At 71.9% G+C, this 12665-nt stretch carries 13 protein-coding genes, 1 tRNA gene, 1 other RNA gene and 1 pseudogene; 10 read left to right on the top strand and 6 right to left on the bottom strand.

Features of this window, described 5'->3' with window-relative positions; translation table 11 throughout:
* Positions 1-268 precede the first annotated feature (268 nt).
* Positions 269-1284, top strand: a pseudogene (locus tag ET989_RS01280) (IS110 family RNA-guided transposase); the annotation flags it as partial.
* 63 nt (positions 1285-1347) lie between these two features.
* On the opposite strand, the gene ET989_RS01275 reads toward ET989_RS01280, so the two are convergent.
* The 3 genes from ET989_RS01275 to ET989_RS01265 are packed head-to-tail and all read right to left on the bottom strand — an operon-like array spanning position 1348 to position 3296.
* Positions 1348-2034 carry a hypothetical protein gene (locus ET989_RS01275; protein ID WP_180320742.1) on the bottom strand — a complete coding sequence of 229 codons (687 nt, stop codon included), beginning with the start codon at positions 2032-2034 and terminating at the stop codon, positions 1348-1350.
* Between the two features lie 9 nt (positions 2035-2043).
* Entirely contained in the window at positions 2044-2916 is an 873-nt protein-coding gene (locus ET989_RS01270) for an HAD family hydrolase (RefSeq protein ID WP_131166740.1), read from the bottom strand.
* Positions 2913-3296 carry a relaxase domain-containing protein gene (locus tag ET989_RS01265; protein WP_131166739.1) on the bottom strand — a complete coding sequence of 128 codons (384 nt, stop codon included), beginning with the start codon at positions 3294-3296 and terminating at the stop codon, positions 2913-2915. The genes ET989_RS01270 and ET989_RS01265 overlap by 4 nt, the downstream gene beginning before the upstream one ends.
* Between ET989_RS01265 and ET989_RS15920 the strand changes: the two genes are divergently transcribed.
* Positions 3278-3499 carry a helix-turn-helix domain-containing protein gene (locus ET989_RS15920; protein WP_131166738.1) on the top strand — a complete coding sequence of 74 codons (222 nt, stop codon included), beginning with the start codon at positions 3278-3280 and terminating at the stop codon, positions 3497-3499. The two genes, ET989_RS01265 and ET989_RS15920, sit on opposite strands and share 19 nt — an antisense overlap.
* Before the next feature lie 241 nt (positions 3500-3740).
* Here ET989_RS15920 and ET989_RS01255 read toward each other — a convergent pair.
* Positions 3741-3828, bottom strand: a tRNA-Ser gene (locus tag ET989_RS01255).
* Positions 3829-3914: 86 nt separating this feature from the next.
* On the opposite strand from ET989_RS01255, the gene ET989_RS01250 reads away from it, so the two are divergent.
* The 3 genes from ET989_RS01250 to ET989_RS01240 all read left to right on the top strand — a co-directional run bounded on the left by ET989_RS01250 (position 3915) and on the right by ET989_RS01240 (position 7315).
* On the top strand, positions 3915-4757 hold the full coding sequence (locus tag ET989_RS01250; RefSeq protein ID WP_131166737.1) for a carbon-nitrogen hydrolase family protein: 843 nt from the start codon (positions 3915-3917) through the stop codon (positions 4755-4757).
* A gap of 50 nt (positions 4758-4807) precedes the next feature.
* Positions 4808-4904: signal recognition particle sRNA small type (gene ffs, locus ET989_RS01245), an RNA gene on the top strand.
* Positions 4905-4963: 59 nt separating this feature from the next.
* Positions 4964-7315: a DNA polymerase III subunit gamma and tau gene (locus ET989_RS01240; protein WP_131166736.1), complete on the top strand. Its 2352-nt coding sequence runs from the start codon at positions 4964-4966 to the stop codon at positions 7313-7315.
* A gap of 55 nt (positions 7316-7370) precedes the next feature.
* Here ET989_RS01240 and ET989_RS01235 read toward each other — a convergent pair whose 3' ends face one another.
* Positions 7371-7880, bottom strand: a complete 510-nt coding sequence (locus ET989_RS01235) for a hypothetical protein (RefSeq protein WP_131166735.1) — start codon at positions 7878-7880, stop codon at positions 7371-7373.
* Between the two features lie 93 nt (positions 7881-7973).
* Between ET989_RS01235 and ET989_RS01230 the strand changes: the two genes are divergently transcribed.
* The 5 genes from ET989_RS01230 to ET989_RS01205 all read left to right on the top strand — a co-directional run bounded on the left by ET989_RS01230 (position 7974) and on the right by ET989_RS01205 (position 12294).
* Positions 7974-8294 carry a YbaB/EbfC family nucleoid-associated protein gene (locus ET989_RS01230; RefSeq protein ID WP_206662165.1) on the top strand — a complete coding sequence of 107 codons (321 nt, stop codon included), beginning with the start codon at positions 7974-7976 and terminating at the stop codon, positions 8292-8294.
* An 11-nt stretch (positions 8295-8305) separates the two neighbouring features.
* A complete protein-coding gene (recR, locus tag ET989_RS01225; RefSeq protein ID WP_131166734.1) occupies positions 8306-8905 on the top strand; it encodes a recombination mediator RecR in 600 nt (199 codons plus the stop codon).
* Between the two features lies 1 nt (position 8906).
* The gene (locus tag ET989_RS01220) at positions 8907-9731 is read left to right on the top strand and encodes a Cof-type HAD-IIB family hydrolase (protein WP_131166733.1); all 825 of its coding nucleotides are present in this window, start codon (positions 8907-8909) and stop codon (positions 9729-9731) included.
* A 167-nt stretch (positions 9732-9898) separates the two neighbouring features.
* Positions 9899-10864 carry a zinc-binding dehydrogenase gene (locus ET989_RS01210; RefSeq protein WP_131166732.1) on the top strand — a complete coding sequence of 322 codons (966 nt, stop codon included), beginning with the start codon at positions 9899-9901 and terminating at the stop codon, positions 10862-10864.
* A gap of 26 nt (positions 10865-10890) precedes the next feature.
* Positions 10891-12294 (top strand): threonine/serine exporter family protein, encoded by a 1404-nt coding sequence (locus ET989_RS01205; protein WP_165489969.1) that lies wholly within the window; start codon positions 10891-10893, stop codon positions 12292-12294.
* Between the two features lie 9 nt (positions 12295-12303).
* Here the strand turns inward: ET989_RS01205 and ET989_RS14710 are convergent, their stop codons facing one another.
* On the bottom strand, positions 12304-12477 hold the full coding sequence (locus ET989_RS14710) for a hypothetical protein (RefSeq protein ID WP_165489968.1): 174 nt from the start codon (positions 12475-12477) through the stop codon (positions 12304-12306).
* Positions 12478-12665: the final 188 nt, after the last annotated feature.

Raw genomic sequence — 12665 nt, 5'->3', positions numbered from 1 at the left:
TATGACGCCGTGCGCTGTGGGTAGCGACGGAGCAGGGCTCGACGGCCTTCGGATCCAGGTTGAGGCTGCGGCCGGAGCGTACGACGGGAATACGCCCTCTGCGATCCGGCGGCGGATGGTCTTCACGCTGACCCCGATCCTGGCGGCTGCCGTGGGCAACGACTCGTAGGTCCGAGTGGTCATGGCGCTGTCCCTTTTCCGGGCCCTGGCGGGACCTCAAAGACACAGGACCAGCTCGACGTAGTGCACGTCGCAACCCCCGGACTGCACGATCGGCGCGTTGCCGATCGCGGTCGCCCGATCGATGGGCATCGAGGTCGCTTACCTGCCCGGCCTCGCGATGCGCCGGATCGCCGACCTCCACCCGGGCACCGGGAAGACCGGCGCCCGCGACGCCTATGTGATCGCCGACGCCGCCCGAACGCTGCCACACACCCTGCGCAGAGTCGACGCCGGCGAGGAGACGCTGGCCGAGCTGAAGGTACTGGTCGGGTTCGACGACGACCTCGCCGGTGAAGCGACCCGCCTGTCGAACCGAATCCGCGGGCTGCTCACCCAAGTTCACCCTGCCCTGGAACGCGTACTCGGACCAAGATTGGCCACCAAACAGGTCCTCGCCCTGATCAAGACCCACGGCGGCCCCCAAGGCATGGCCACCGCCGGGAAGACCCGGCTGCTGCGGACCGCGACCAAGGCCAACCCGCGGCGGCAACCGAGCCCGTCGACGCCATCGTGAAGGCCCTTGGTGAACAAACAGTGACCGTTCCCGGGACCGCTGCGGCCGACACTGTCCTGCCCAAACTCGCGGCCAGCCTGGCCGCCGTGCTGGATCAGCGGGCCGAGATCGCCACCCAGGTCGAACAGGTCCTCGATGCACACCCTCTTGCCGAGGTCCTGACCTCCAGGCCCGGCGTCGGGGTCAGGACCGCAGCCCGCATCCTCCTCGACGTCGGCGACGGCAGCGCGTTCCGCACCGCCGGCCACCTCGCTGCCTACGCCGGACTCGCGCCGGTGACTCGCCGCTCGGGCACCTCGATCCGCGGAGAGTTCCCCGCCCGCAGCGGCAACAAGCACCTCAAGCGGGCACTGTTCCTTTCCGCGTTCGCCGCCCTACGAGCCGACCCCGTCAGCCGCGCCTACTACGACCGCAAGCGGGCCCAGGGCAAGAAGCACAACGCTGCACTCATCTGCCTCGCGCGCCGCCGCTGCGACGTACTCCACGCCATGCTCAAGGCACGAAGCCACTACCAGAGGCCACCCGTCGGATCAGCGCCGGCCGCTTGACACAGAACATAGGGACACCCCGTGCAACGTCTGCCCGGTCGTGGGCCGCGACGCTTTCCGGCATCAAGGGGTTGCGTGCGGGGAGGGGGCTGCTGTCGTCGTGGGAGCCACCGTGGTGGACACTGTGCTACGTGTCGGCGCGAGTACTTCGGTGTGATCTGCCAGCAGGGCGCCAACCTGCAGTGCGACGGCTCCGATGATGAAGGTGAACGCGCCGACGCGATAGAACCACCGGAGCTTGTGGTCGGAGTGCATCACCGCGGCCCCGGCGACCCGCTCGGTGCCGGTGCGGCCAGCCAGGAACGCGATAAGTCGCCCGACTCTCTGCGGGCTCCGCTGGGTGATGCCTGCGGTCATGTGTGCCTCGGGGAGGTACTGCGCGATGGCCTTCTCGAACTCCTCACCTTCCGAGACGGCTGCCTTCAGCAGGGGGTGGTACCACAGGCGATCTACGAAATAGAAGGCGTACCAGAGGATCAATCCGAGCACCAGGACGGCGCTGCCGAGGCTGATCGGGCCGAGGGTCGAACCGTCCTTGGCTGCAACTCCTGCGGCCCCAAGTGCGAAGGTGGCGACCGTGAGGGCGAGCCCTCGGATGCGCCACTCGATGTCGTTGAAGTGCTGCTGAACCTCCACTGACGTCTTCCACAGCGAGACGTAGTGCCCCAGCGCCTCGTTGGGGCTCAGGCACACGGGGTCGGGGGTGGGTCGGCAGCGCCGTCCGGGACGCAGACGCTTCTTGTCGGCCATGAGGTGAGCCTAGGCCAGCCCGAGAATGGGCAGGACCTCGGCGAACTCGCTTCGGCAGGTGTGGGTCGCCGTGATCGGTCGCGCGACGCCAACGTATCTTCGTTCCCGCTCGACGTCCTCGTCGGTCCAGTGGGTAACGCGCCTCAGCAGGTCGTAGCCCGGGTGCTGTTGCACTTCGCCGTAGAGGGCGTGGACATCAGTGACGTGCGCCTCTTGCGCCATCGCGACGTCCTTCATGAGGCTGTCCCCGATGTAGACGGCTTCCTGCGGCTTGAAGCCGGCGGAGTCGAGGATGGTGAGCAGCACCTGAGCGTTGGGTTTCAGAATGCCTCTGGGTACGTGTTGGTGTTCTGTCCGTTCGAGTGCGTACGCCTCCTCTGGTTGACTGCGCATCCTCTCGAAGCTCTTACCCTTCGGAAGATCGTGGTCGGGCGCCGAGTAGAGGACGTCGATGATGCCGTCTAGGCCGGTGCGCTTAATCCGCCACATGGTCCAGTAGGCCAAGGACTCGGTGTAGGCGATGACGCTGATCCCCGCGGACTTCAGCGCGCTGAGCGACTCGAGGACGCCCTGGTAGGGCCGAGTCCGTTCACGTCGCTCTCGGCGAAGGGCTTCAACGGCGCGGGGGAACGCTCTCCACGGTTCCACCCCGCCGGCAGCATCAAGTAGGGATGGCACTTCGCTTAGCAGGTTCGAGTACTCGGTTGTGGCGTACTTCTGATGGAGGATTCGGATTTCGCTCTCGAGGACGCTGCGCGGCACCCCAGAATCCTCTTCGAGCGCCTCCAGCATCGCCGAGAAGGACGCGTTCCACGCGGAGAACCAGTCCCACAAGGTGTTGTCCAGGTCAGTGACCAATACCCGCTTCAGATCCCGCGTCATAGGCTCAACGTACCGGCCCGATGCGACGATTCCGCGCCGCCCTTGAGGGCGACCGCGAAGACGACCGCCGGGCTGGGCCCCGACAGCGCCTCGCCGCGCTGACTGGCGAGGGAATGGTGGCCGGAGCCAAACAGGAGCCGCATCTGCTCGGCGGTCAGCGGGTCACCGGCGTCCAGGCCCTCGATGCCGGCCATCCCGGAGCCGACCCACACGTCGGGGGTCTCGCCCTTCTGCGCGTAGTAGGACGCCAGCCCGGTGTGGCCCTTCTCGATGGAGTCCATCGCAGCCACCTGCCGGGTCAGGTACTCGTACCCGTCCCCGACGGTCAGCTTGTGCAGACTCGACCAACTGGGGTCAACACGTGCCCGAATGGCTGTCATTGCAGCAGGCGGCCGCGGTGCACGGCGTGAGTGTCGACACCCTGCGGCGCCGCATCGCCTCAGGGAAGCTCCGGGCGTCACGGTTCGGCGTGAGGCTCATCCGAGTCCGCGTCGAGGATCTCGACCGGCTGTTCCGACCCATCCCCACGGGCGATGACCTCACTCAACGACGGGCCCGTGCGCGCAATCAGCGCCCCTGGTAAACCACTGATCGTCCTCACCGGCGCCGCGCACCTCATGGTGCGCGGCGCTTCATGCCTGCGTCTGCGAGCTGGCGCGACCCCACGTCACGCGGATCCACGACGGCCGCGTCCGGGGCGCTCAAGTGCTCGGGCGAGAACAGGTCACGAAAACTCGGGGCACGCTCGGGGGCACGAATCGTGAAGCAGAGCACCATAGATCCCGAAAAGAAGATTCCCGCCCTAGTCAGAGCGGGAATCGATGTGGCGGAGGATACGAGATTCGAACTCGTGAGGGCGTGAACCCAACCCGGTTTCCAACCGAGCGCCATAGGCCTCTAGGCGAATCCTCCGTCGGACATGCTAACCGATGCCGCAGCGTCCGCCCAATCGGGTGTCGGCATTGACGCGGCACCCGTCGACACCGTCGAATGGGGGCATGCGCATCGCCCTGGCCCAGGTCGTCGCGGGCACCGACCCCACCGCGAACCTCGGCCTCGTGCGCGCCCACGCCACCCGGGCGCTGGACGTCGGCGCCGAGCTCGTGGTCTTCCCCGAGGCGATGATGGCCAGTTTCGCGACCCGCTCCGCCGACGTGGCCGAGCCGCTGGACGGGCCGTGGGTGCACGGCGTCCGTCAGTTGGCGCACGGGCTCGGCATCGCGATCGTGGCCGGCATGTTCACCCCCGGCGGCCCCCGCCCCGACGAACCCGACCGTCGCCGCGCCCGCAACACCCTCGTCGTCGTTGACGCGACCGGGGAGCTGGTCGCGACCTACGACAAGATCCACCCGTTCGACGCGTGGGGCTTCGTCGAGTCCCGCCACGTCGAGCCGGGGGACGCCCCGACCCTCGTCACCCTCGGCGGCGTCCGCTTCGGTCTGGCCACCTGCTACGACGTGCGCTTCCCCGAGCTGTTCAAGCACCTGGCCCACGCCGGCGCCGAGGTCGTGCTCGTGCCGGCGTCCTGGGCGAACGGCCCCGGCAAGGCCGAGCAGTGGCGGGCGCTCTGCGTCGCCCGCGCCCTGGACACCACCTGCTTCATCGTCGCCCCCGGCCAGGCCGACCCCGCCACCGTCGGTGTGGAGGTCAGGCCCGGCTCCCCGACGGGGGTTGGCCACAGCGTCGTGGTCAGCCCCTTGGGGGAGGTGCTCGCCGAGGGCGGGGCCTCCCCGGAACTGCTGGTGGTCGACATCGACACCGCCGGTCTTGAGGACGCCCGCGGGAGGCTCCCCGTGCTGGCCACGTCGCGTTTCACGATCTCCCCGCCGGAAGCCGGCTGACCCCGTCGGCCGTGCGCGGAGGGTGGCCCGCGGCATCGGTTATGATGGGCGTCGGGTCCCCGCGCGGTGGTACCTCGCCCAACTCCCCCAGGGCCGGAAGGCAGCAAGGGTCAGTGAGCTCTGTCAGGTGCGCGGGGGCCCTTCTGCGTCCCGGCGCGGCGGTGTCGGCGCGACCCAGTAGGGTGCGGAGCGTGGCAGGAGACGCGATGGGTGGTCTGTTCGACGACGACGAGGGTGTGGTCGCCGACGAGGCCGTGGACGCCTACGCCCAGGACGGTCCCGACCTGTTCGGCACCGAGCCGGACGAGCTCATCCTGCCCAGCGAACCCACCCCGGTTGACGACCCCGAGATGGAGATCGAACTCGACGAGATGGACGAGATCCCCGTCGACCCGGAGGAGGACGAGCCGACCGACGAGGCCGGGCCCGAGGCGTCCGCCCCTGAGCCCGCCCGACCGACGGGGCTCGCGCCCCCGCCCGCAGCCCCTGCGCCGACCGCGCCCGCGCGCCGCGACGCCCCCCTGGCCCTGTACCGCCGCTACCGGCCGGACACCTTCGACCAGGTCATCGGCCAGGAGCACGTGACCGAGCCGCTGCAGCGCGCGCTCACCAACAACCGGGTCAACCACGCCTACCTGTTCAGCGGCCCGCGCGGCTGCGGCAAGACCACGTCGGCGCGCATCCTGGCCCGCTGCCTCAACTGCGAGCAGGGCCCGACGCCGACCCCGTGCGGCACGTGCCGCTCCTGCCGCGACCTGGCGCGCGGTGGCACCGGCAGCATCGACGTGATCGAGATCGACGCGGCCTCCCACGGCGGCGTCGACGAGGCGCGCGACCTGCGCGAACGGGCGTTCTTCGCCCCGGTGCACAGCCGCTACAAGATCTACATCATCGACGAGGCCCACATGGTGACCCCGCAGGGCTTCAACGCGCTGCTGAAGGTCGTGGAGGAGCCGCCGCCCCACGTGAAGTTCATCTTTGCCACGACCGAGCCCGAGAAGGTGATCGGCACGATCCGGTCGCGCACGCACCACTACCCCTTCCGGCTCGTGCCGCCGCGCACGCTGAGCGCCTACCTCGCGGAGCTCTGCGAGGCCGAGGGCGTCACGGTCGACCAGACGGTGCTGCCGCTGGTGGTCCGGGCCGGCGCCGGCTCGGTGCGTGACTCGCTGTCGGTGCTCGACCAGCTGCTCGGCGGCGCCGCCGAGGGCGGCGTCAGCTACGCCCAGGCCACCGCGCTGCTGGGCTACACCCCCGACAGCCTGCTCGACGAGATCATGGACGCCTTCGCCGCCGGTGACGCCCACGGGGTGTTCGCGTGCGTGGACAAGGTGATCGAGGTCGGCCAGGACCCGCGCCGCTTCGCCGAGGACCTGCTCCGCCGCCTCCGCGACCTCATCGTCGTCTCCGCCGTGCCGGACGCCCTCGCCACCGGCCTCGTCGACGTGGCCGCCGACCAGGGCGAACGCCTCACCACGCAGGCCAACGGCATGGGCCGCGGCGAGCTCACGCGGGCCGCCGAGGTCATCGCCAAGGGCCTGACCGACATGCGCGGCACCACGGCCCCGCGCCTCCACCTCGAACTCATGTGCGCGCGCGTGCTGTTGCCGGGCGCCGACGTCGACGAGCGCGGCGTCCACGCCCGCCTCGACCGACTGGAGCGCAGGCTCCAGATGGCGGCCGGTGCCGACTCGCACGCCCCGCGTCCCGAACGGGCGGACGGCCCCGCCGAGGTCCCGGCGCCCCAGCGCCCGGCGCCGAGCCCGCAGCCCGGCCCCGCCCCGCGCCCGCAGGAGGCGGCCCCGGCCGCGCCGCAGGGCCGCCCGGCGCCAGCACCGACGGGCGATCCGTGGGCCGCTCCGTGGCCGGAGTCCGCACCGGCCCGGCGCCCCGAGCCGCAGCAGGAGCGCCGTCCCCAGCCGCCTGCCGAGCAGCCGCGCCGGGAACAGGTGCCCGCGGCGTCCGCCCTGCCGGCCACCCCGGCCGCACCCGCGGCGTCCGGGGGCGACCCGGCGGTGCTCACCACCGCCCAGATCCGCAACCAGTGGCCCGACGTGCTGGAGAAGATCAAGGGCCGCCGACGCGTCACGTGGATCACGGTCCGCGAGAACGCGGTGGTGCACGACTTCAGCGGTGGCGTCCTGACGCTGGCGTTCAACAACCCGGGCGCCCGCGAGAGCTTCTCCCGCGGTGGCAGCGACCAGGTCGTCCGCGAGGCGGTGCTGGAGGTGCTGGGCGTGGCGGCCACCATCCAGACCGTCGCCGGCGACGAGCCGCCGCCCCCGCCGAGCCCGGCCTTCGACACCGCGCCCGCGCCCAGCAATCCCGAGCCGCCGCCAAGCACCCAGGGACCGGACGCCGCGGCCGCTGCGCTCGCGGCCCGGGGCGCCGAGCAGGCGCGCGCGAACATCCAGGCGACCCAGGTGGGTCCGGTGGACGAGGGCGAGGAGGCGGAGGAGTCGCTCGACGACATCGACCTCGACGGCGTCACGAACGTCGACGAACTGCTCACCCGACACCTCGGTGCGGAGTTCCTCGGCGAGGAGGAGCCCGGGTAGTGAGCGCCGGGCTGGCGGATCGCCCGGGGCCTTCGGCCCGGCGTGATCCGCGGGCTCAGGCGTTCGGCGAGGAGCCGGACGCCGGCAGGATCGGGTTCGGGCAGTAGCTGAATGTGCCCGCGTTGCCGGCGTGGTAGCTGGCCTGGTTGCCCGCGACGCTGAGGACGAGCCGGTGCCCCGGCACGAGCGCCTGGGTGTACATCTTCCCCGGCTCGGGGCAGCCGAGGCTGCCGTCGTTCCAGGTGATCGACTCGTAGGCGACGACCGTCACGTTGACCGGGTCCACGCCCAGGCGCTCAGCCTCGGCCTGCACCGCGGCCTGCACCTCGGGTCGCGTCACGATCTCCTCCGGCACGGGCGTGGCCGGGGTGGACACCGGCGGCGAGATCGGGCCGGGGGTCGTGCGCTCGGGGAGGGGCTTGGTGGGGGACGCCAACGGGGGGCGTTCGCTGGGGCTGGTCACGGGTTCTCCCGGGGTCGTGGCGCAACCAGTGAGCAGCGCGCCCATGAGAACGCCCGCTGCGAGCGCGGCGGACAGGGATCGGGACGTGCGTGGTCGGTGCATGGCGTCCTCCTTGTCGCCAGCGTAGTCGCCGGACCGCCCTCAGGGGTCACCCCTCGGATCACCTACGATGGGGGCGACGTGAGGAGGTCACCGATGTCGATGTTCGGCACCGAGGGCGGGTTCGACATGAACGCGCTGCTGGCGCAGGCCCAGGCCATGCAGGAGCAGATGCAGAGCGCGCAGTCAGAGCTGGCGGCGCGGACGGTCACCGGCACGGCGGGCGGTGACCTCGTCACCGTGACGATGACGGGCGCCGGTGAACTCACCGCGGTGCGCATCGACCCGAAGGCGGTCGACCCCGACGACGTCGAGACCCTCGGCGACCTGGTGGTGCTGGCCGTCCGCGACGCCAACAACCAGGTGCAGGCGCTCGCCGCCGCCGCGATGCCGCAGATCCCCGGCCTGCCCTTCTAGGCGCAGGCGACGTGTACGAAGGCCCCATCCAGGCCCTGATCGACGAGCTGGGCCGGCTGCCGGGCGTGGGCCCCAAGAGCGCCCAGCGCATCGCGTTCCACCTGATGAACGCCGACCGCGAGGAGGTCGACCGCCTCGCGGACGCCCTCCGCGAGGTCGCCGACAAGGTGCGCTTCTGCGACCTCTGCTTCAACGTGTCGGAGGACACCACCTGCCGGATCTGCCGCGACCCGCGCCGCGACCAGTCGACGATCTGCGTCGTGGAGGAGTCCAAGGATGTCGCCGCGATCGAGCGCACGCGCGAGTTCCGCGGGCTGTACCACGTGCTCGGGGGCGCGATCAGCCCCATCGACCACGTCGGCCCCGAGGACCTGCACGTCGCCGAGCTGCTGCGCCGCCTGTCGGGCCCGGTCGTCGCCGAGGTCATCCTCGCCACCGACCCGAACGTCGAGGGCGAGGCCACCGCCACGTACCTGACCCGGCTGCTGGCGCCCACCGGCATCACGGTCTCGCGGCTGGCGTCCGGCCTGCCGGTCGGCGGCGATCTGGAGTTCGCCGACGAGGTCACCCTCGGGCGCGCGTTCGCCGGCCGCCGCCAGGTCGGGGTGTGACGTGGGCGTCCGCCTGATCGCGACCGACGTGGACGGCACGCTCGTCCGCTCCGACCACCGCACCATCAGCCCCCGCAACCGCGTCGCGTTCGCCGCGGCCAGGCAGGCGGGCATCGACGTGCTCGCCATCTCCGGGCGCCAGCCCTACTCGATCGGCGCGATCGTCGCGGGATCACCGCTGGAGGGCTTCGTCGTCGGTTCCAACGGGGCCGTCGCGGTCGACCTCGCCAACCGGCACGTCCTGTTCGAGGAACTCCTCGACGTCGACGCCCAACGCACCCTCGCCCACGCGATGCTGGCGGAGTTCCCCGAGGCGCGGGTCGTCTCGGTGCGCTCGGCGGGCAACGAGTACGTCGCCCAGCACGGCTACGTCGGCGAGCAGGACCCGGGCGCGGAGAACGCCCTGTGGCCCGTGTCGCACCGCTTCGCCGACCTCGACGACGTGCTCGCCGAGCCCTCGCTCAAGCTGGTGGTGAAGCACCCTGACCCGACGGTGGCCCCCGAGCAGATGCTCGAGGTGGCCCGGGGCCTGGCCGTGCCGGGCACGCACCCGACGACGTCCGGCGCCCCGTTCCTGGAGGTCGGGCGCGCGGGGGTCTCCAAGGCGTCCGCCCTGGCCCGCTTCGCCGCCGACCGGGGCATCGACCCCGCCGACGTGGTCACCTTCGGCGACAACCTCAACGACGTCGAGATGCTCCGCTGGGCAGGTCTGGGCGTGGCGATGGGCAACGCGGTCGCCGGGGCCAAGGAGGCGGCCGACGAGGTCACCCTCCACCACGAGGCGGACGGCGTGGCCGTCGTGATCGAGCGCCTGCTCGGGCTCTGAGCCGGCGCCCCACGCTAGAGGGCGGCCAGCAGGCGCCCAGTCGGGCGCCCAGGGCGAGCGCCGCGGTCGACTTCCCCGAGCCCGCCACGCCGTGCAGCAGGATGCGCCGTGCCCGGCGCACGTCGTCGATCGTGGCGGTGGGCACCGCGCCAGCCTAGTCTGGGGCCATGCGCGCTGCATACGTAGAAGTTGCCAACCCGGCCGATCCGCTGGCCGCCCTGGTCGTGGGGGAGCGACCAGACCCCGAGGTGCGGCAGGGGTGGGTACGCGTCCGGGTGCGGGCCGCCTCGCTGAACCACCACGACGTGTGGTCGCTGCGCGGGGTGGGCCTGCCGCCCGAGCGCATGCCGATGATCCTCGGCACGGACGCCGCGGGCACCACGGACGAGGGGCGTGAGGTCGTCGTCCACCCGGTCATCTCCTCGGACGGCTGGGCGGGGGACGAGACGCTCGACCCCAAGCGGTCGCTGCTCTCCGAGGTGCACCAGGGCACCCTCGCGGAGTGGGTGGTCGTGCCCGAGCGCAACGTGGTCGACAAGCCGGCTGCCCTCACCTTCGAGGAAGCCGCGTGCGTCCCGACCGCCTACCTCACCGCGTTCCGGATGCTCACGCGCGACGCCGGGCTGTGGAAGCCGGGCACGGTCCTGGTCCAGGGCGCCTCGGGAGGGGTCGCCTCGGCGGCCATCCAGCTCGCCAAGGCGCTCGGCCATCGGGTGTGGGCCACCGCCCGGACCGAGGCCAAGCGCGACTTCGCCCGCTCGCTCGGTGCCGACGAGGCCTTCGAGCCGGGCGCGCGCCTGCCCGAGCGGGTGGACCTCGTCGTGGAGACCGTGGGTGAGGCGACCTGGGCGCACTCGCTGAAGTCGCTGCGCCCCGGCGGCACCGTCGTGGTGTGCGGCGCGACGTCCGGCGCCAACCCGCCCGCGGACCTCAACCGCGTCTTCTTCCTGCAGTTGCGGGTCATCGGCTCGACCATGGGCAACAAGGAGGAGCTCGCGGGCGTCATGGCGCTCATGGAGCGCGCGGGCGTCCGGCCCCGGATCGACCGTGTGGTCGGCTTCGACGCCCTGCCGGACGCCGTGGCCGCGCTCACGGCCGGCGACGTGCTGGGCAAGGTGGTGTTGCAGCCCTGAGGGGTTTCGAGGGCCGCGCCCCGCGGTTGTTCGAGCGCTCCGACGGGCTGGAGCGCCTGATCCGCCGGCGCCGGCAGCGGCGGACGTACCCTGAAGCCGCGCATCCCCGCGAGGCGCGGGTCCCGATCGTGGCGCTGGCCACCCGCGTCGGGGCGGCCGCCCTGGTGGCGGGGGCGTCCGCGGCGGAGGCGACCCAAATGATCCTGCGCCTCGGCATCGCGCTGGAGGTGCCCCTGCACGTCGACGTCACCTACACCTCGATCATGGTCAGCGCGCCAGACATCGGCGGCTCGGCGCCGGTGACGATGGTGCGGACGGTGCCCGCGCTGGCCCGGGATTACGCCCGGCTGGGCCACCTCGTCGGGATCGTGGACCGCGTCTGCGCCGCTGAGCTCGAACCGGCGGAGGCTTCCCGGCAGCTCAAGGAGCGCGAGCTCTCGGGCATGGAGTACCGCCGCTGGGTGCGCTTCGGCGCCGCGTTCGCCCAGGGCGCGAGCATCTGCGCGCTGCTCGGCGGTGTGGCCCTGGACATGCTGGTCGCGGGGCTCGCCACCGTTCTCATCGCGATGGTGACGGTGGGGCAGCAGGTGCGGCGGGGCTCCTACTTCTTCACGCAGGTGGCCGCCGGTGCGATCCCGACCGCGCTGGCCGTGATGCTCATGTACCTGCGCCGCTTCGGCGTCGACGAGCTCTGGACGCTGTCGCCTGCGCTCGTCGTCGCCTCCGGAATGGTGTCGATGCTGGCCGGCATGGGCGTCGTCGCCGCCGCGCAGGACGCCCTCGACGGCTACTTCATCACCGCCGGCGCCCGCGTCGTCGAGTTGCTGATGCGCACGGGCGGGCTGATCCTCGGCGTGGCCGGCGTCCTCTGGCTCGCCGTCCGGATCGGCGCCCCCGCCTACCTGGCGCCCGAGGCGGTCACACCTCCCCACCCGGTGGTGCAGATCGTCGCCGCCGGCGCCTTCACGGTGGCCCTCGGCGTGGTCAGCGGGCTCGGCCCGCGCGGAGCCGTCATCGTCGGCGCGTTCGGTGCGTTGGGCTGGGCCGCCTACCTGCTCGCGCTGACCCCGGTCGGCGGGGAGTACCCGATCGCCGCCGGCCTGGCCGCGGCCGTGGTGGGCCTGCTCGCGCACCTGATGGCCCGCAAGCTGGGGCCTCCCGCCGTCGCGATCATCACCGTCGGCATCGCGCCGCTCATGCCCGGCATGTTCCTCTACCGGGCGCTGTTCCGGCTCGTCGTGGGGACGCCCGCGGTCCACCCACGCGACACCGCCGAGGAGCTGTTCATGCTCGCCGCCCTCACCGGCATCGGCCTGGCGCTGGGCAGCTCCGTGGGCGCCGCGGTCGGACGCCGCCTGGCGCAGCCCACCGAGCGCGTCGCACGTCTGGCGACCCAGATCGCGTTGGGGCGCGGCCGGCTGCGGGAGTGACCCCGAACGTCAGCCGAACACGCCCGCCAGGGCGAGGAACCCGACGCCGAACCCGACCAGCACGACGCCCAGCGGCACGATCGCGATCGGACGGATCTCGCGCGGCAGCGTGCGCACCAGCACGATCGACCCGACGACGACCAGCACGCCGACGCCCATGAGGAACCAGAGCAATCCATCCATCGCGGTCGACCCTAGTGGAGTGGGCGCCGATGGCGGTCGGCGCGGCGTCCGCCTACACTGGGCCCCGTCGCAGGGCATCGATGGGGCCATCACCCCGGAGCTGCCGGAAGAACGGGACGCACGGCGTCCTCACTAGAACCGGCCGCGGCGAGCAAGAGTGGGACGGCTTCGGCAGGCTCAGCCAGCGG

Origin of the sequence: Propioniciclava sinopodophylli (assembly GCF_004324755.1) — a bacterium.
Taxonomy (GTDB): Bacteria; Actinomycetota; Actinomycetes; order Propionibacteriales; family Propionibacteriaceae; genus Propioniciclava; species Propioniciclava sinopodophylli.
The sequence above is the reverse complement of the archived record's forward strand: the minus strand, read 5'-3'. Positions and strand labels throughout refer to the sequence as shown.

What these genes read in the sequence shown, in the direction of transcription:
- ET989_RS01275 (WP_180320742.1), bottom strand. Translation starts at nt 2,034, where the DNA reads ATGGCCGACAAGAAGCGTCTGCGTCCCGGACGGCGCTGCCGACCCACC.
- ET989_RS01270 (WP_131166740.1), bottom strand. Translation starts at nt 2,916, where the DNA reads ATGACGCGGGATCTGAAGCGGGTATTGGTCACTGACCTGGACAACACC.
- ET989_RS01265 (WP_131166739.1), bottom strand. Translation starts at nt 3,296, where the DNA reads ATGACAGCCATTCGGGCACGTGTTGACCCCAGTTGGTCGAGTCTGCAC.
- ET989_RS01250 (WP_131166737.1), top strand. Translation starts at nt 3,915, where the DNA reads ATGCGCATCGCCCTGGCCCAGGTCGTCGCGGGCACCGACCCCACCGCG.
- ET989_RS01240 (WP_131166736.1), top strand. Translation starts at nt 4,964, where the DNA reads ATGGGTGGTCTGTTCGACGACGACGAGGGTGTGGTCGCCGACGAGGCC.
- ET989_RS01235 (WP_131166735.1), bottom strand. Translation starts at nt 7,880, where the DNA reads ATGCACCGACCACGCACGTCCCGATCCCTGTCCGCCGCGCTCGCAGCG.
- ET989_RS01230 (WP_206662165.1), top strand. Translation starts at nt 7,974, where the DNA reads ATGTCGATGTTCGGCACCGAGGGCGGGTTCGACATGAACGCGCTGCTG.
- ET989_RS01210 (WP_131166732.1), top strand. Translation starts at nt 9,899, where the DNA reads ATGCGCGCTGCATACGTAGAAGTTGCCAACCCGGCCGATCCGCTGGCC.
- ET989_RS14710 (WP_165489968.1), bottom strand. Translation starts at nt 12,477, where the DNA reads ATGGATGGATTGCTCTGGTTCCTCATGGGCGTCGGCGTGCTGGTCGTC.